The organism is Corallococcus sp. AS-1-12 (genome assembly GCF_020036995.1).
GTDB lineage: Bacteria > Myxococcota > Myxococcia > Myxococcales > Myxococcaceae > Corallococcus.
This window is the reverse complement of the sequence record NZ_JAIQDD010000001.1, coordinates 258,978-275,147: the sequence shown is the minus strand read 5'-3', so window position 1 is coordinate 275,147 and position 16,170 is coordinate 258,978. Positions and strand designations below refer to the sequence as shown.

General features: G+C 69.3%; 18 protein-coding genes. 5 read left to right on the top strand and 13 right to left on the bottom strand.

Annotated elements, in window-relative coordinates:
* The first annotated feature begins 14 nt into the window (after window positions 1–14).
* The 5 genes from K8556_RS01095 to K8556_RS01075 all read left to right on the top strand — a co-directional run bounded on the left by K8556_RS01095 (window position 15) and on the right by K8556_RS01075 (window position 5,372).
* Window positions 15–503: a ferritin family protein gene (locus K8556_RS01095; protein ID WP_223738163.1), complete on the top strand. Its 489-nt coding sequence runs from the start codon at window positions 15–17 to the stop codon at window positions 501–503.
* Window positions 504–559: 56 nt separating this feature from the next.
* Window positions 560–1,432 carry an encapsulin nanocompartment shell protein EncA gene (gene encA / locus K8556_RS01090; RefSeq protein WP_120566121.1) on the top strand — a complete coding sequence of 291 codons (873 nt, stop codon included), beginning with the start codon at window positions 560–562 and terminating at the stop codon, window positions 1,430–1,432.
* Between the two features lie 25 nt (window positions 1,433–1,457).
* Window positions 1,458–2,882, top strand: a complete 1,425-nt coding sequence (locus K8556_RS01085) for a sigma-54 dependent transcriptional regulator (protein WP_223738162.1) — start codon at window positions 1,458–1,460, stop codon at window positions 2,880–2,882.
* A gap of 75 nt (window positions 2,883–2,957) precedes the next feature.
* Window positions 2,958–3,989, top strand: a complete 1,032-nt coding sequence (locus K8556_RS01080; protein WP_223738161.1) for a M23 family metallopeptidase — start codon at window positions 2,958–2,960, stop codon at window positions 3,987–3,989.
* A gap of 78 nt (window positions 3,990–4,067) precedes the next feature.
* The gene (locus K8556_RS01075) at window positions 4,068–5,372 is read left to right on the top strand and encodes a hypothetical protein (RefSeq protein ID WP_223738160.1); all 1,305 of its coding nucleotides are present in this window, start codon (window positions 4,068–4,070) and stop codon (window positions 5,370–5,372) included.
* A 36-nt stretch (window positions 5,373–5,408) separates the two neighbouring features.
* Here K8556_RS01075 and rsmI read toward each other — a convergent pair whose 3' ends face one another.
* The 13 genes from rsmI to sdhB all read right to left on the bottom strand — a co-directional run bounded on the left by rsmI (window position 5,409) and on the right by sdhB (window position 16,098).
* A complete protein-coding gene (gene rsmI, locus K8556_RS01070; protein ID WP_223738159.1) occupies window positions 5,409–6,242 on the bottom strand; it encodes a 16S rRNA (cytidine(1402)-2'-O)-methyltransferase in 834 nt (277 codons plus the stop codon).
* A gap of 13 nt (window positions 6,243–6,255) precedes the next feature.
* Window positions 6,256–6,621 (bottom strand): YraN family protein, encoded by a 366-nt coding sequence (locus K8556_RS01065; RefSeq protein ID WP_223738158.1) that lies wholly within the window; start codon window positions 6,619–6,621, stop codon window positions 6,256–6,258.
* A 35-nt stretch (window positions 6,622–6,656) separates the two neighbouring features.
* The gene (locus K8556_RS01060; RefSeq protein WP_223738157.1) at window positions 6,657–8,567 is read right to left on the bottom strand and encodes an ATP-binding protein; all 1,911 of its coding nucleotides are present in this window, start codon (window positions 8,565–8,567) and stop codon (window positions 6,657–6,659) included.
* A 101-nt stretch (window positions 8,568–8,668) separates the two neighbouring features.
* Complete coding sequence (gene rplS, locus K8556_RS01055; RefSeq protein WP_223738156.1) at window positions 8,669–9,058, bottom strand: 50S ribosomal protein L19; 390 nt, start codon at window positions 9,056–9,058, stop codon at window positions 8,669–8,671.
* A 119-nt stretch (window positions 9,059–9,177) separates the two neighbouring features.
* A complete protein-coding gene (gene trmD / locus K8556_RS01050) occupies window positions 9,178–9,915 on the bottom strand; it encodes a tRNA (guanosine(37)-N1)-methyltransferase TrmD (protein ID WP_223738155.1) in 738 nt (245 codons plus the stop codon).
* Window positions 9,912–10,463 carry a ribosome maturation factor RimM gene (rimM, locus tag K8556_RS01045; RefSeq protein WP_223738154.1) on the bottom strand — a complete coding sequence of 184 codons (552 nt, stop codon included), beginning with the start codon at window positions 10,461–10,463 and terminating at the stop codon, window positions 9,912–9,914. Before rimM ends, trmD begins: the two co-directional genes overlap by 4 nt.
* Window positions 10,460–10,744 (bottom strand): KH domain-containing protein, encoded by a 285-nt coding sequence (locus K8556_RS01040; RefSeq protein ID WP_223738153.1) that lies wholly within the window; start codon window positions 10,742–10,744, stop codon window positions 10,460–10,462. Before K8556_RS01040 ends, rimM begins: the two co-directional genes overlap by 4 nt.
* A gap of 23 nt (window positions 10,745–10,767) precedes the next feature.
* Window positions 10,768–11,028: a 30S ribosomal protein S16 gene (gene rpsP / locus K8556_RS01035; protein WP_014397299.1), complete on the bottom strand. Its 261-nt coding sequence runs from the start codon at window positions 11,026–11,028 to the stop codon at window positions 10,768–10,770.
* Between the two features lie 102 nt (window positions 11,029–11,130).
* The gene (rlmN, locus tag K8556_RS01030; RefSeq protein ID WP_223738388.1) at window positions 11,131–12,261 is read right to left on the bottom strand and encodes a 23S rRNA (adenine(2503)-C(2))-methyltransferase RlmN; all 1,131 of its coding nucleotides are present in this window, start codon (window positions 12,259–12,261) and stop codon (window positions 11,131–11,133) included.
* Window positions 12,262–12,468: 207 nt separating this feature from the next.
* Window positions 12,469–12,891, bottom strand: a complete 423-nt coding sequence (ndk, locus tag K8556_RS01025) for a nucleoside-diphosphate kinase (RefSeq protein ID WP_120546387.1) — start codon at window positions 12,889–12,891, stop codon at window positions 12,469–12,471.
* Between the two features lie 42 nt (window positions 12,892–12,933).
* Window positions 12,934–13,830 carry a succinate--CoA ligase subunit alpha gene (sucD, locus tag K8556_RS01020; RefSeq protein WP_223738152.1) on the bottom strand — a complete coding sequence of 299 codons (897 nt, stop codon included), beginning with the start codon at window positions 13,828–13,830 and terminating at the stop codon, window positions 12,934–12,936.
* A 32-nt stretch (window positions 13,831–13,862) separates the two neighbouring features.
* On the bottom strand, window positions 13,863–15,023 hold the full coding sequence (sucC, locus tag K8556_RS01015) for an ADP-forming succinate--CoA ligase subunit beta (RefSeq protein WP_223738151.1): 1,161 nt from the start codon (window positions 15,021–15,023) through the stop codon (window positions 13,863–13,865).
* A gap of 268 nt (window positions 15,024–15,291) precedes the next feature.
* A complete protein-coding gene (sdhB, locus tag K8556_RS01010; protein WP_223738150.1) occupies window positions 15,292–16,098 on the bottom strand; it encodes a succinate dehydrogenase iron-sulfur subunit in 807 nt (268 codons plus the stop codon).
* Window positions 16,099–16,170 lie beyond the last annotated feature (72 nt).

Below are 16,170 nucleotides of genomic sequence, written 5' to 3'. Positions count from 1 at the left end.
AGGGTCCGCCCTCAATGGCCGGAAAGTCCGACACCGAGCGGTCCGACGTCGCGCGCATCCGCGCCGTCCTGGCGCGCGAGCTCGAGACCATCAACGAGTACGAGGCGTACGCCGAGGACTCCTCGCTCCCGGAGGTCAAGGCCTTCTTCCTCCACCTGGCGGCGGAGGAGAAGGAGCACGTGTCCGAGGCCACCCACATGCTCCGCATGCTCGACAAGGGTCAGGACGCGCACTTCGCGAAGCCCTTCGTCCCCGGCCACTTCCAGGCCGCCACGGGGGGTGTCTCCCCGGAGCCCGCCCCGCCCGCCGCTGAACCCTCGCCCGTCGTGACGCGCGCGCCGCCCTCGGTGGGCCGCCTGGCGAACGAGCCCCTGACGTCCCTGCCGCCCCAGCGCCTCATCTACGGCGTCCCCGCGCCGCCGCCCGCCGCCAACGGCCACCCGCTCACCATCGGCAGCCTGCGCCGCGGCGGTGGAAGCGGTGGCTCCGGTGGCGGTCGTTAGAACCCTTTTGCTTCCTGCCTTCCCCTCCTCTGCCGCCGCTCGTGACGGAGACACAGATGCCTGACTTCCTTGGACATGCCGAGAACCCGCTGCGCGAAGAGGAGTGGGCGCGCCTCAACGAGACGGTGATCCAGGTGGCTCGCCGGTCGCTGGTGGGCCGCCGCATCCTGGACATCTACGGGCCGCTGGGCGCGGGCGTGCAGACGGTGGCGTACGACGAGTTCCAGGGCGTGTCCCCGGGCGCGGTGGACATCGTCGGGGAGCAGGAGACCGCGATGGTCTTCACCGACGTCCGCAAGTTCAAGACCATCCCCATCATCTACAAGGACTTCCTGCTGCACTGGCGGGACATCGAGGCGGCGCGCACGCACAACATGCCGCTGGACGTGTCCGCCGCCGCCGGCGCCGCGGCGCTGTGCGCGCAGCAGGAGGACGAGCTCATCTTCTACGGCGACCAGCGCCTGGGCTACGAGGGCCTGATGACGGCCAACGGCCGCCTCACCGCCACGCTGGGGGACTGGACGGCGCCGGGCGGCGGCTTCCAGACCATCGTGGAGGCCACGCGCAAGCTCAACGAGGCCGGCCACTTCGGCCCCTACGCCGTGGTGCTGTCGCCGCGCCTGTACTCGCAGTTGCACCGCATCTACGAGAAGACGGGCGTGCTGGAGATCCAGACCATCAGCCAGCTCGCGGCGGACGGCGTCTACCAGTCCAACCGCCTGCGCGGTGAGTCCGGCGTGGTGGTGTCCACGGGCCGGGAGAACATGGACCTGGCGGTGGCCATGGACATGGTCGCGGCCTACCTGGGCGCCAGCAAGATGAACCACCCGTTCCGCGTGCTGGAGTCGCTGCTCTTGCGCATCAAGCACCCGGACGCCATCTGCACGCTGGAAGGCGCCACCCCCGCCGCTCCCCCGGCGCGCCGCTAGGTCGCGGTCGCCGCGCGAAAGACTCATGGCCAAGGTCCTGGTCATCGACGACGAGACGAACCTGCGCAAGGTGCTGGCCGCCCTGCTGCGCCGCGACGGGTTCGACGTCACCGTGGCGGAGAACGGCGAGCAGGGCCTGGCCGAGTTCCACAAGAACGGCGCGGACATCGTCGTCACCGACCTGGTGATGCCCAAGCTGGGCGGCATGGAGGTGCTGGCCGCCGTGCGCACCGCCAACCCGGACGTGCCGGTGATCATCATCACCGCGCACGGCACCGTGGACTCCGCCGTGGAGGCCATCAAGGCGGGCGCGTTCGACTACATCACCAAGCCGTTTGATCAGGCGGAGCTGTCCTCCGTCGTGGCCAAGGCCGCCAAGACGAACGAGAGCGCCAAGCGCTCCGTGCGCGCGGACCACAAGGCCCGGTCCGCCATCATCGGCGAGTCGCCGCAGATCCAAGACGTCTACAAGATCATCGACAAGGTCGCGGACACGCCCTCCACGGTGCTGATCACCGGGGAGAGCGGCACGGGCAAGGAGCTCATCGCCACCGCGCTGCACGGCGCGTCCAGCCGCCGCGACAAGCCGTTCATCAAGATCAACTGCGCCGCCATCCCCGCCACGCTCCTGGAGAGCGAGCTGTTCGGCTACGAGAAGGGCGCCTTCACCGGCGCCGTCACGTCCAAGCCCGGCCGCTTCGAGCTGGCCGACGAGGGCACCCTCTTCCTGGACGAGATTGGCGAGATCCCCGTCGAGATGCAGGTGAAGCTCCTGCGCGCGCTCCAGGAGGGCGAGTTCGAGCGCGTGGGCGGCATCAAGACGACGCGCGTGAACGTGCGCCTGGTGGCCGCCACCAACCGCGACCTCCAGGCGGAGATCGAGGCGGGCCGCTTCCGCAAGGACCTGTACTACCGGCTGGCCGTGGTGCCCATCGTGCTGCCCGCGCTGCGTGAGCGCCGGGGCGACATCCCGATGCTCGCCGCGCACTTCGTGGACAAGTACAACCGGCGGCTCCACAAGAAGATAGAAGGCATCGCCGACGACGCGCTCGCGCTGCTCCAGGCGTACGCGTGGCCGGGCAACATCCGCGAGCTGGAGAACCTCATCGAGCGCGTGCTGCTCTTCGCGGACGGCCCCCTCATCACCGCCAGGGACCTGCCGGAGCCGGTGCGCGGGGGAGCGGGCGTGCAGGCGGGGGCCCAGGTCGCCGCCTCGCTGGGCACGCTGGACGTCCCCGTGGGCGAGGTAGGCCTCAAGGACATCGTGCGCATGAAGGCCGCGGAGCTGGAGCGCGACCTCATCGTCAAGAAGCTGGAGGAGACGGGCGGCAACGTCACGCGCGCCGCGCGCCTCCTGCAGATCAGCCGCAAGTCGCTCCAGACGAAGATGAAGGAGTTCGGCCTGCGCGACACCACCCCGGACGGTCAGGAAGACGGCCCGGACGAGTAGCCCGGGGCGCCGAAATATCGCCTTCTTCCCGGCGGTTTCGGCCCCCGCGTACCTTCTTACCCTCAGGGAGCCTGAATGCGGCCGAATCTTCCCACCCTCGGTGGACCACCGAAGCGCAATCCCTTCGGACCGGTGGTTGCCGTCTCCGTCATCCTCGGCGCGGCCGCGGGTGGCGTGTGGTGGTGGAAACAGCGCATGGCGGATGTCCCCCTGGACGTCGCCTCGCAGACCGCGTCCGCGCTGGACGCCGGCACCGTGGCCGAGGCCCCCGTGGCCCCGCCCGCGCCCACCGACCCCGTGAAGGCCGCGGGCCTGGAGCGCGTGTCCATCCGCATCGAGGGCCCGCTGGAGACGGCGCTCGTCCAGGCCTCCGACGCCACCGTGGGCCCCGCCCTGGCGCAGGTGGTGACGCGCACGCTGGTGTGGTGGGTGCGCGTCCCCGGTGAAATCCTCCGGGGGGACACCCTGGACGTGCTCTACCAGCGCCGCCCCAACGAGGAGCCGCTGGTGTACGCGGTGCGCTTCGTGAGCGGCAAGACGGGCCAGACGCACCGCGCCTACCGCTTCACGCCCGCGGGCGAGCAGAACGCCCGCTACTACCTGCCTGGCGGCGACGAGCTGGAGCTGCGGATGGAGAAGTCGCCCATCGACAGCTACGAGCAGATCACCTCGCTCCTGCGCGACGGCCGCGGCCACAAGGGCGTGGACTTCCGCGCGCCGGTGGGCACGACGGTCCGGGCGCCCTTCGCGGGCGTCATCAAGCGCAAGAACTGGAACTTCGGCAGCAACGGCAACTGCATCGAGCTGGTGGAGTCCGGGGGCAAGGGCCGCCGCGCCCTCTTCCTGCACCTGGCGGAGCTGCCCAAGAGCATCCAGCCCGGGATGCGCGTGAACGCGGGCCAGGTCCTGGCCCAGAGCGGCAACACGGGCCACTCCTTCGCCCCCCACCTGCACTACCAGCTCATGCTGGGCGAAAACCGGGTCCTGGACCCCTTCGATCAGCACAAGACCTTCCGCGCGTCCCTGGCGGCCGCCCAGAAGGGCGCCTTCGACACCGAGGTCCAGCGGCTGGACGGACTGCTGGGAACCTCCGTCGCGGGGAAGTAAAGCCCCACCCATTTCTTGACACTCCTCCGACGGCACGGCTAGCTGGCAGGCCTGGGCCGTGGTCGTCGGAGGTAGTGGATGCACAGGTTTCGCGCCGTCATCGCCGCGCTGACGCTGGGCGTGCCGTTCGCCGCCAGCGCGGCGGAGATCACCCGGATTGCTTCCTCGTTCGAGGACGATGATCCGTTCGACCTCTTCCTCGACGTGGGCTTCGAGCGCTCGCAGACGCGCGCGAAGATCGTCCGCGAGCAGCTCAGCGACGGTGACGCCACCAGCGTCCCGGACGTCAATGAGCTCTGGTACAAGGGCGTGGACGCGCGGCTGAACCTGGCCGTGGCCTTCGGCCTGTGGAAGGACCTGGAGTTCAGCTTCAAGCTGCCCATCGTCTTCCAGCAGAACGAGACCTGGGACTTCGTCTCGGGGACGACCCAGGGCAACTCCACCATCACCAACAGTTGCTACAACGCGGACGGCTCGCCCTACTCCGCCGAAGGCTGCAAGGGCCGGCTGTTCCAGGTGCCCCAGGAGAGCTACCGCGGCGGCCTGGGCAACGTGCACTTCGGCCTGGCGTACGCCTTCTTCAACCAGGAGAAGGACGACACCAAGCCCACGTGGATCGTCGGCATCGACTACGAGGCGCCCACCGCCAAGCAGCGCGACCCGAGCCTGGACAACACGGACCCGGACGGCGACCGCGGCAACGTGGGCGACCGCGTCCACAAGTACCAGCTCTACACGTCCTTCTCGCGGAAGATGGGCGTGGCGGAGCCGTACTTCAAGGCGTCCTACACCATCCCGGTGCGCGGCCCCGGCGCCTACTCCAACTGCGACCAGTCCGTCACTCCCCCGCCCAACTTCGGCGACGGGCGGCCCAACCTGGGTGCGCCGTACAACTGCTACAAGGAGCCGTGGACCCGGAAGGAGACGGGCATCCAGGCCCCCTCGCAGACGGCGCTCACCTTCGGCATGGAGCTGGTGCCCTTCGAGAACGCGGCCAGGTCCCAGAAGTTCGCCCTGGACCTGCGGCTGCTGGGCAACTACGTGGGCCGCGGCCGGTACTACAACGAGCTGAGCTCCGCGCTGCGCAAGCTGCTCACCTCCGACGACTACTTCCAGGTGGGTGGCCAGGTGGGCGTCACCGCCCGCGCCGCACAGGCCTTCACCATCCGGGCCTCCGGCAACTTCCTCTACAACACGGACCACCTGCTCACGACCGAGGCCATTGGCCAGGACCTGAACGGCGACGGCACCGTGGACACGGCCCCGGGCTCGGACGAGCTGAACCCCACGTTCGACTGGCGCTACGACCTGGTGTCCCGCCGCTTCCGGGCCATCCAGAGCACCACGTTCCGCTTCGACCTGGGCGCGACCTTCAGCTTCTGAAGGCCCGCGCCGGATGACCGCGGCGGTGGGCCTCCCCTACCGCTGCTTCAGCCCCAGGCCCAGCCGGTACACCTCCTGGCCGGGCCACCCCGCGCGGCGGGCCAGCTCCGTGCTCAGCGGCTTGAGCTTCTCGCCGCGAGCCAGGCCCGACTCCAGCGCCCGGAGCAGCTCGTCCTCGCTCCAGCGCTGCTCCCCGGTGCGCCCCTCCACCAGCACCACCACCTCGCCCCGGGTCTCCTCGCCCGCGTAGCGCGCCACGAGCGCGGACAGCGGACCCCGGACGAACTCCTCGTGCAGCTTGGTCAGCTCGCGCGCCACGCACGCGCGGCGGTCGCCCCAGGCCTCCTGCAGGTCCACCAGCGTCTCCGCCAGGCGGCGCGGAGATTCGTAGAGGACGCAGGTGGCGGACAGGGGCGCCACTTCATCCAGCATGGCCCGGCGCTCCGGCCCCTTGCGCGGCAGGAAGCCCAGAAAGTGGAAGCGCCCGGTGGGCAGGCCTGACGCACTCAGGGCGGCCACCAGCGCCGTGGGGCCGGGCACCGGCTCCACCTTCAGGCCGCGCTCCAGCGCCTCCGCCACCAGCTTCTCCCCCGGGTCGCTGATGCCGGGGCTGCCCGCGTCGGTGATGAGCGCGCAGTCCTCCCCCGCCTCGATGCGGTCCAGGATGCGCCCGGCGCGCTGCCCCTCCGCGAAGGCGGGCAGGCTCACCAGGTCCTTCCCGGCGATGCCGAAGTGGTCCAACAGGATGCGCGAGTGCCGGGTGTCCTCGCACGCGAGGAAGCCGGCGGTGCGCAGCGTCTCCAGGGCCCGGGCGGTGACGTCCCCCAGGTTCCCGATGGGCGTGGCCACGAGGTAGAGCGTTCCAGCCAAGGGACGGATTCCTTTACATGCCAGCGTCGAAGGCGGCGGGCAGGTGCTCCACCCGGGCGTGCTCGCCCTGGCCCACGACGGAGATGACGTCGAAGCGCACCATGCGCCCGTCGATGCCGTTCTGGAAGAGATAGTGCAGCGCGGCCTTCACCACCCGGCGCTGCTTGGCGAAGGACACGGTGTGCGACGGGTCTCCCCACGCCGCCGTGGAGCGCATGCGCACCTCCACGAAGCACACGAGCTCCCCCTGCTCCGCCACGATGTCCAGCTCGCCATAGCGGCACGTCCAGTTGCGCGCCACCACCCGGAAGCCCTGCGACTCCAGCAGGCGCACGCCCTGCGACTCCGCCACGTCCCCCACGTCCCGCCGCGTCCCCATTCCGTCCCCGCCGCCCCTTGGACCTCCGGCGGCGGCTAGACGTTAACGGTGCCGTCCGACATCTGGCCGAAGCCCGGGTGGGCGGTGACGTGCAGCACCTGCGTGAGCGTGCCCAGGTGCTTGAGCATGCGGGCGACGAGGGGCAGCTTCGCCTCGTCCACGCCCGTCAGCACGTCGTCCAGGAGGAAGGGGCGCTTCACCCGGGCGCACGTCTTCTCCACCACCGTCATGCGCAGCGCCAGGTAGTAGAGGTCGATGTCCTTCGGGGACAGCTCCCCAACCGGGATGCGGTTGTTCTGCGCGAGCAGGAAGGCGTTGCCCTCGCGGTCCCACTCCACGCCCTGGTAGCGCCGGTCCGTGAGCGCGGTGAGGTACTGCACGCAGCGGTCCTTCAGCAGCGCCTGCACCGAGAGCATGTCCGTCGTGAGCACGTCCGCGGTCTGCGACAGCACCAGGGGGGACGGGTCCTCCAGCGGATCCACCGGCGCGGGCGTCTGGCCGGGCGCCGCGGCCACCGGCACCGGGGGCGCCTTCGCCAGCGCGATGGACTCCTTCAGCCGGGACAGCTCCCGCTCCACCTCGCGCAGGTCGCGCACGTAGGTGCCCTTGGCGGACAGCTCCGCGTTGAGGGCCTCCTGCTGCGCGCGCAGCTCCTGTCCGTCGCGGATGGCGCCCTGGTACTCCTCGGAGGCCTCGAACTCCTCCAACTGCGTCTGCAGCTCCCCCAGCCGGATGCCGAGCAGGTCCTTCTGCTCCAGCGCGGCGGGGATCTCCGTGTAGCTCTCCAGGTTCAGGGCCTTGACGGCCATGCGCACGGGCGCGTCCTCGAGCTCGAACTCGTCGAGGATCTTCTTCTGCCTCGCGTCCTTGCGGTTGTCCTTGGAGCCCTTGCGCGTGGCGTGCTGCAGGTCGTCCACGTAGCGCAGCGCCATCCACGCGGCCGCGCCGAAGGCGGGGATGTTGACCAGCGCCAGGTAGCGCCACATGGGCTGCGCCGCGACGATGCCCAGGCCCACGCTCAGGCCCATGAAGAGCACGCCCGCGCCCAGGCCTCCCCAGAAGTAGCGGTTCTGGGTGAGGGGCGGCACCTTCAGCGACGCGTCCTCCAGCTCTGGATCGCGGTCCGTCTCCAGCCGCGCCAGCGCCTCGTCCCGCCGCGCCACCACCTTCGGGTAGCGCTTCACGCGCGAGAGGATGTCCAGGGGCAGCCCCAGCGACTCCGGCGAGGGGGCCGCGCGCCAGGCGGCCTCCGCCTGGGCAATGGCCTCCTTGAGCCCCTCCCCGCCCTTGAGCTTCGAGTCCGCCTCGAAGATGAGCGACGCCAGCTCGTCCACCTTGAACTGGAGCTGATCCACCGCCTTCGCGGTGACGAGCTCCTTCTCCAGCACCTTCACCTTCGCCTCGGCCGCCGGCACGTCCTCCGCCGGGAGCACCTGGGAAGCGGTCGCCAGCGACGGCGTGGCCCCGGAGGCCCTCGCGCCCGCGGCCGCCGCGGCCTTCGCCAGGCTCTTGCGAGGCCGGCGCGACGGCAGCATCACCAGTTGGAGGCAGTACACCTGCTCGAAGGTGGTGCGCGGAGGCAGTCCCGCCTGGCCGCGCAGGTACTGGTTGATCTCCGAGACGTCCGTGGACACCAGCTCCGGCTGGCTCGTGGCGGGGTTGAGCCGGTGCAGCGATCCCGAGCCGCCCAGCTCGCGCAACACCCGGTACGTCATCCCGTCCTGCCCCACGAACGTCAGCGCGGCCTTGCCGGAGCGCCCCGCGGAGCCCACCAGGCTCGCGTCCCCGCCCCGGCCATCCGCGAACAACAGCGACAGCGCCAGGTTCGCCAGCGGCAGCACGTCCGCCGTGGGCGGCTTGAGGATGAGGTATCCGGTCTTCAGCGGGAAACGCCCGGCGGGAGAGAACCCGCGGACGTTCTGGATGGCGACCTCGACGAAGTGCATGGCGCGCGCAGTCTAGCCCGAACGAAAAAAGGAGCGTCCAGTGACGGACGCTCCTTCTCGCACGCGGCCGCGAAGGCCGCGAGAGGGTTTCTGAGGACCTACTAGCCCCGGGCGGCGGCGGCCTTGGCGGCGGCCTTGTCCGGGTCCACCTGCACGTCCACGCGCGAGGCCTTGCCCTTCAGCTCGCGGAGGTAGAACAGGCGCTTGCGGTTCACGTCGCCGCGGGTGAGGACCTCGATCTTCTCGTAGCGCGGGCTGTGGATGGGGAAGATGCGCTCCACGCCGACGCCGAAGGACATCTTGCGCACGGTGAAGGTCGCGCGGTTCGTGCCCTTGGTCTTGCGGATGACCACGCCCTCGAAGGCCTGCACGCGCTCCTTCTCGCCTTCCTTGACCTTCCAGTGGACGCGAACGGAATCACCCGTGCGGAACGCGGTGATGTCCTTGCGCAGGAACTTGTTTTCGACGTGCTCGATGAGGCTGCGGCGCATGACGGACTCCAGAAAGCGGAACTTGACGCGTAGGACGCGTGGAAAAGAGCGGGCCGTCCTAGCAGAGACCGCCGGGACGAACAAGCCTGCAACAAAAGGTTCCGCGAGAACACGCAGGGTTACAACGCTTCTTCTTCCCTGGCGAGCAGTTTCTGATCCGCTTTGCTGAACACCAGCCGCGCGAACAGGTCCGGCCGCCGCTCCTGTGTGAGCTTGATGGCCTTCCACCGGCGCCAGCGGGCGATGCGGGCGTGATCGCCGGACTGGAGGACGGCCGGCACCTCGGCCCCCCGGAAGACGGGCGGCCGGGTGTAGTGCGGGTGCTCCAGGAGGCCTTCCTCGAAGCTCTCCGCCACCGAGGACGCCTCGTTGCCCAGGACGCCCGGCACCAGCCGCGCCACCGCGTCCACCACCGCCAGGGCTGCGACCTCCCCGCCCGTGAGGACGAAGTCGCCCAGGGACAGCTCGCCGTCCAGGAAGGGCATCACCCGCTCGTCCACGCCTTCGTACCGGCCGCACACGAGGATCAGCCCGGCCTCGTGCCGCGCCAGCTCGCGCGCCGTCGCCTGTGTGAACGTGGGCCCCCGGGGGCTCATCAGGAGCGCCTTCGCCCCGGGCAGACGGGCCCGGGCGGCCTCGATGGCGGCCACCAGGGGTTCGGGCTTCATCACCATGCCGGCGCCGCCGCCGTAGGGCGCGTCGTCGGTGACGCGGTGCTTGCCCTCGGCGTAGTCGCGCACGTCGGTGAGCGTGACGGAGAGCAGCCCCTTCTCCTGGGCCTTCCCGAGGATGCTCGCGCCCAGGTAGCCGGACACCATCCCGGGGAACAGCGTGAGCAGTTCCACCCGGTAGCTCACCCGCCGTCTCCAGACTTCCCCGGCGAATCGTCCGCGTCCAGGTACTCCGGAGGCCGGATGACGATGCGCCCCGCGGGCACGTCCACCGCCGGCACGAACTCGTCCGCGAAGGGCACCACCAGCTCCGGCCGGCCCTTCGCGCGGATCACCAGGTTGGGAACCTCACCGGTGGCCCAGACCTCCTCCACCGTGCCCAGGGAGGCGCCCTGCTCGTCCACGGCGTTCAACCCCACGAGGTCACCCTGGAAGAACTCGCCCTCCTCGGGCGGCTCCAGGTCCTCGCGGTAGACGAACACCTTCGCGCCCACCAGCGCCTCCGCGGCCGTGCGGGACTCCACGCCCTCGAAGCAGACGAGGTCTTCCTTGTTCGCGGGGCGGAAGGTCTCCAGGGCGTACTCGCGCTCTTCCCCGGAGCGCAGGCGCAGCCGGACACGCTCGACCGTGCCGAGCGTCTCCGAGGCGGGGTCGAAGCTCTTGACCGCCACCTCGCCGCGCAGCCCGTGCGCACGGGCCACGTAGCCCAGCTCCAGACAGGCCTGCGCGCTCACCGCGCGGCGTCCGGAGTGGGCGGCGCCGGGGGAGAACCCGGAGCGCGGCGATCGTCAAGGATCTCCAGGCGGACCTTCTGGCCCTGCTTCTGGGCGGCGGCGTTGATCAGCGTCCGGAGGGCGTTCACGGTGCGCCCATCACGTCCGATGACCTTGCCGACGTCCTCGGGGGCGACCTTCAGCTCATAGAGCCGGCCGCCATCCGCCTCGGAGATGCGCAAGGTGACCTGGTCGGGTTGATCAACCAGGGCCTTCGCCAGATACGTGAGCAGCGGCTCCACGTCTTGTCCAGACGGGGGCGTGCTCAGGCGGTGGTCGCCGGGGCCTGCTTCTTCGCCGTCTTGATCAGGTCCGCGACCGTCTCGGAGGGCAGCGCGCCGCTCTTCAGCCAGTAGTTCAGCCGCTCCTCGTTGAACTGCACCTTCGCGGGGCTGTGGTTGGGGTCGTAGGAACCGACCTGCTCCAGGAACTTGCCATCGCGCGGGCTGCGCGAGTCGGTGGCAACCACGTGGTAGTACGGCATCTTCTTGGCGCCCGCGCGGGCAAGACGGAGGACAACGGCCATGGAACGCTCCAGCGAAATCGTGTGACTTCTACGGTAACAGGCGGAGGGGGGCGCTCTTAGCGCCCCGCCGACTGGATTGTCAAGGAAGCTCGGGTGCTTATGTCACACCGGGGCTTCAGCGGCCGTCTCGTCGCGGTTGGCGAGCTGGCCACAGGCCCCGGCGATGTCCCGGCCCCGGTTCTTCCGGATGTATGCCGCGACGTGGGCCTCGGCAAGGATGGCCCGGAACTCCTCGGCCCGCTGCTCGCCGGTCGTCTGGAACCCCAGGCCAGGGTTCTCGTTGTAGGGGATCAGGTTCACCTTCGCGGGAATGTCGCGCAACAGCTCCTTCAGCCGGTGCGCGTCCTCGTCGGTGTCGTTGAACCCTTTGAGCAGCACATACTCGAAGGTGATGCGGCGGCCCTGACGCAGGGGGAACTTGCGGCAGGCATCCAGCAGCGCCTGGATGTTCCACTTGCGGTTCACCGGCATCGTCTTGCTGCGCTGCTCGTCCGTGCTGGCGTTGAGCGAGATGGCCAGCTTGACGTCCGTCTCCTGGCCGAAGCGCTCGATCATGGGCACCAGGCCCACGGTGGAGACCGTGATGTGCCGGTGGCTGAAGTTGGGCCCCTCCTCCGACTGGAGGATGGAGAGCGCCGTCTTGAGGTTCTCGAAGTTGTGGAGCGGCTCGCCCATGCCCATGAACACCAGGTTCGTGAGCGGGCGGAGCGTCTCCAGGCCCTCGTTGGCGCGCACCTCGCGGTTCACCGCGTGCACCTGGGCGACGATCTCGCCGGGCGTGAGGTTGCGCTTCAACCCCAGCGTGCCCGTCATGCAGAACGAGCAGGCCATGGCGCAGCCCACCTGGGTGGACACGCAGAGCGTCTTGCGGTCCTCCGCCGGCATGTAGACGGACTCGATGAAGCGCCCGTCGCGCGTCTTGAAGCGGTACTTGATGGTGCCGTCGACGCTGCGCTGCTCCAGGTCCTTCACCAGCGGGACGATCTCCGCCTGGACCTTGAGCTTCTCGCGCAGGGCCTTGGACAGGTCCGTCATCTCGTCGAACGTCGTGGCGCCGCGCTGGTGCAGCCAGCGGTAGAGCTGCGCCGCGCGGAACGGGCGCTCGCCCAGTTGCTCGCTCAGGAACAGCGCGAGCTTCTCGCGCGACAGGCTGGCCACGTCGACCAGCTTCGCGGGGGCCGGCACCGGCAGGGGCTCGGTGACTGGGAGGGCTGTGGCGGTGGGCTCGGACATCATTCAGTCGGGGCTAACGGAGGGCAATGGGGCGTGCTTCCCACAAGAAGGCACGGCAAGTCAAAGGAGTGCCCGCCCCCTTCCCTGCCGGCCCCTTCGAGTCCGGGTGCCCGGGGAGGCAGCGCGGAGCTCCGGAAAAGACGACGGCCCGGGTCCGCGCCGCGTGGGGCGTGGACACCGGGCCGCTGTCACCAGGCTGGAGGCTGCTCAGCCGTGGATTTCGGTCTCGCGGAAGAAGTACGCGACCTCGTTCTTCGCGTTCTCCAGGCTGTCCGAGCCGTGGACCGTGTTCGCGTCGATGCTCTGGGCGAAGTCCGCGCGGATGGTGCCCTTGTCGGCCTTCTTCGGATCCGTGGCGCCCATCAGGTCGCGGTTCTTCTGGACGGCGTTCTCACCCTCCAGGGCCATCAGGACCACCGGGCCGGAGATCATGAAGGACACCAGGTCCTTGAAGAACGGCCGGGCCTTGTGGACGGCGTAGAAGCCCTCGGCCTCCGCCTGGGAGAGCTGCTGCCGGCGGATGGCGACGGGCTTCAGGCCCGCCTTCTCGAACCGGGCGATGATCTCGCCGACGTGGTTGTTCTTCACTCCGTCGGGCTTGATGATGGACAGCGTGCGCTCGATGGCCATGGTGTTTGGCTCCTCGTGTGTGGGTCGTGTGAAAGGTTCGGCTCAGCGCTTCGGCGGGCCGCGCTTGACGGCCGCCTGCAGCGTGGTGCCCAGCTCGGCGGGGCTGGCGGCCATCAGGATGCCCGCGCCCTCCATCGCCTTGATCTTCTCCGAGGCCGTGCCCTTGCCGCCGGAGATGATGGCGCCCGCGTGGCCCATGCGCTTGCCCGGGGGCGCGGACTGACCGGCGATGAAGCCGGCGATCGGCTTGGTGAACTCGCGCTTGACGTACTCGGCGCCCTCTTCCTCCGCGCTGCCGCCGATCTCACCGATCATGATGACGGCGTCCGTCTCCGGGTCGGCCTGGAAGAGCTTCAGCACGTCCACGAAGTTGGTGCCGTTGACCGGGTCGCCGCCGATGCCCACCGCGGTGGACTGGCCCAGGCCCAACTGCGTGAGCTGGTGCACGGCCTCGTAGGTCAGCGTGCCGGAGCGGGACACCACGCCGATGCGGCCCGGCTTGTGGATGTGGCCCGGCATGATGCCGATCTTGCACCTGGCGCCGGGGGTGATGACGCCCGGGCAGTTCGGGCCGATGAGGCGCACGCCCGGCTTGCCCTGCAGGTAGCGCTTGGCGCGCACCATGTCGTTGACCGGGATGCCCTCGGTGATGGTGATGATGAGGGAGATGCCGGCGTCCGCGGCCTCCATGATGGAGTCCGCGGCGAAGGGCGGCGGCACGAAGATGACGGACGTGTTCGCGCCCGCCTGCTTCACCGCGTCGGCGACCGTGTTGAACACGGGAACCTTGCCCTCGAAGGAGGTGCCGCCCTTGCCCGGCGTGACACCGCCCACAATCTTCGTCCCGTACTCCAGCATCTGCTTGGCGTGGAACGAGCCCGCCGAACCGGTGATGCCCTGGACGAGGACCTTCGTGTTCTCGTTGACGAGGATGCTCATGGCGATCTTTCAGGTAAGAGGGGGCGAAGGCCCTACTTGATGGCCGCCACGGCCTTCTCGGCCGCCTGGCGCAGGTTGTCCGCGGGGGTGATGGCGAGGCCCGAGTTGCGGAGCAGCTCCTTGCCCTGCTCCACGTTGGTGCCTTCCAGGCGCACGACGAGCGGGATCTTCAACTGCACTTCCTTCGCCGCCGCGATGATGCCTTCCGCGATGACGTCACACTTCATGATGCCGCCGAAGATGTTGACGAGCACCGCCTTGACCTGCGGATCCGCGAGGATGAGCTTGAAGGCCGCCGTCACCTTCTCCTTGCTCGCGCCGCCGCCCACGTCCAGGAAGTTGGCCGGGTTGCCGCCCACCAGCTTGATGGTGTCCATGGTGGCCATGGCCAGACCCGCGCCGTTCACCATGCAGCCGATGTTGCCGTCCAGCGCGATGTAGGCCAGGTCGTACTCCTTGGCCTGCGTCTCGCGGGGCTCCTCCTCCGCCAGGTCGCGGTACTCCAGCAGGTCCTTGTGCCGGTAGAGCGCGTTCTCGTCGAAGTTCACCTTCGCGTCGAGCGCCACCACGCCGCCGCTCTTGCGGATGACCAGCGGGTTGATCTCCACGAGCGACGCGTCCGTCTCCACGTACATCTTGTAGAGCGCGCTGCAGAACTGGACGAACTTGTTCACCGTGGGGCCCGTCAGGCCCAGCCCGAAGGCCAGCTCGCGGCCCTGGAAGTCCGCGAAGCCGATCGCGGGGTCCACGACGGCGCGGAGGATCTTCTCCGGGTGCTTCTCCGCCACTTCTTCAATCTCCACGCCGCCCTCGGTGGACGCCATGAAGGTGATGCGGCTGGTGGCGCGGTCGAGCGTCACGCCCAGGTACAGCTCCTGGCCGATGTCCAGACCCTCTTCGATGTAGACCTTGTTGACCTTCTGCCCTTCCGGGCCGGTCTGGATGGTCTTGAGCATCATGCCCAGCATGTGCTGGGTGAGCTCCTTGGCCTCCGCGGGGCTCTTGGCCAGCTTCACGCCGCCGCCCTTGCCGCGGCCGCCCGCGTGGATCTGCGCCTTCACGACGACGACGGGCGTGGCCAGCTCCTTCGCCGCGGCCTCCGCCTCGTTGGGAGAAAGCGCGAGGATGCCGCGCGGCGTGGGCACGCCATACTTCCGGAAGAGTTCCTTGCCCTGGTACTCGTGGATCTTCATCGAATCTCCGGGTGGGACGAGGGGAGACGAGGACAGCCCCTACACGGGGCGTCAACGCGGGCCCTCATTGCGCAGAAAACGACGGATGGCAAGGCCGTTTGGCCTCCAGCGTCGCGACGGGACACAGGCTCCGCCTCTCACCAATAACACCCGGTGTCCGGGCGGATGAGGCGGCCTTCACCCTAACGGACACGGCCCCGCCCGGCGCCCCAGCGACAGGGGGCGCAGGCACGGGGCCGCGAGCAAGCCAGGACGGCGTCCGAGAGGGTCAACCCGGACCGGCGGAGGCCTTCTGCTCCTCTTCCTTGAAGAAGATGTCCTTGATGATCAGCTTGCTGACCTCGCGGTTCATCACCGCGATGGAGGTCGTGAGGGGGATCTCCTTGGGGCAGACCTTCACGCAGTTCTGCGCCTTGCCGCAGTCCTGGATGCCGCCGGGGCCCATGAGGGCGCGCGTGCGCTCCTCCGCGTTCAGCTTGCCCGTGGGGTGCATGTTGAACAGGCGGGCCTGGCTGATGGGGGCGGCGCCGATGAAGTCGTTGTCCAGCGTCACCTGGGGGCACGCCTCCAGGCAGCTTCCGCAGGTGATGCACGTGGACAGCACGTACATCACGGACTGATCCTTCTGCGACTGGCGCGGGCCGGGGCCCAGGTTGTACGTGCCGTCGACGGGGACCCAGCCCTTCACCCGCTTGAGCGACTCGAACATCCGGTCGCGGTCCACGGTGAGGTCGCGCACCACCGGGAACTTCTTCATGGGCTCCAGGGTGATGGGCTGCTGGAGCTTGTCCACCAGGGCGGAGCACGCCATGCGCACCCGGCCGTTGATGTTCATGGCGCAGCTCCCGCACACCTCCTCGAGGCACGCGGAGTCCCACACCACGGGGGCCACCTTCTTGCCCTCCACGGTGACGGGGTTGCGCTGGATCTCCATCAGGCAGGAGATGACGTTGGCGCCCTTCGTATAGGGAACCTTGAACTCCTCGAAGTGGCCCGGCTTGTTCGGATCATCCTGCCGCCAGATGCGGAAGGAGATGGTCTTGGAGCTGACGGCGCTCGCCTGTGCGGTGTCCATGGTGCGGCTGCCCTTCCCTTCACTGCCAGATCAGGTGGCGGAAACCCGCGCCTCACCGCGCGCGGGCCCGGA

Coding starts and splice junctions, on each gene's coding strand:
- encA (WP_120566121.1), top strand. CDS start 560: ATGCCTGACTTCCTTGGACATGCCGAGAACCCGCTGCGCGAAGAGGAG.
- K8556_RS01075 (WP_223738160.1), top strand. CDS start 4,068: ATGCACAGGTTTCGCGCCGTCATCGCCGCGCTGACGCTGGGCGTGCCG.
- sdhB (WP_223738150.1), bottom strand. CDS start 16,098: ATGGACACCGCACAGGCGAGCGCCGTCAGCTCCAAGACCATCTCCTTC.
- rplS (WP_223738156.1), bottom strand. CDS start 9,058: ATGCGCCGCAGCCTCATCGAGCACGTCGAAAACAAGTTCCTGCGCAAG.
- K8556_RS01095 (WP_223738163.1), top strand. CDS start 15: ATGGCCGGAAAGTCCGACACCGAGCGGTCCGACGTCGCGCGCATCCGC.
- K8556_RS01085 (WP_223738162.1), top strand. CDS start 1,458: ATGGCCAAGGTCCTGGTCATCGACGACGAGACGAACCTGCGCAAGGTG.
- K8556_RS01065 (WP_223738158.1), bottom strand. CDS start 6,621: ATGGGGACGCGGCGGGACGTGGGGGACGTGGCGGAGTCGCAGGGCGTG.
- ndk (WP_120546387.1), bottom strand. CDS start 12,891: ATGGCCATCGAGCGCACGCTGTCCATCATCAAGCCCGACGGAGTGAAG.
- rlmN (WP_223738388.1), bottom strand. CDS start 12,261: ATGTCCGAGCCCACCGCCACAGCCCTCCCAGTCACCGAGCCCCTGCCG.
- sucD (WP_223738152.1), bottom strand. CDS start 13,830: ATGAGCATCCTCGTCAACGAGAACACGAAGGTCCTCGTCCAGGGCATC.
- rpsP (WP_014397299.1), bottom strand. CDS start 11,028: ATGGCCGTTGTCCTCCGTCTTGCCCGCGCGGGCGCCAAGAAGATGCCG.
- K8556_RS01060 (WP_223738157.1), bottom strand. CDS start 8,567: ATGCACTTCGTCGAGGTCGCCATCCAGAACGTCCGCGGGTTCTCTCCC.
- K8556_RS01080 (WP_223738161.1), top strand. CDS start 2,958: ATGCGGCCGAATCTTCCCACCCTCGGTGGACCACCGAAGCGCAATCCC.
- sucC (WP_223738151.1), bottom strand. CDS start 15,023: ATGAAGATCCACGAGTACCAGGGCAAGGAACTCTTCCGGAAGTATGGC.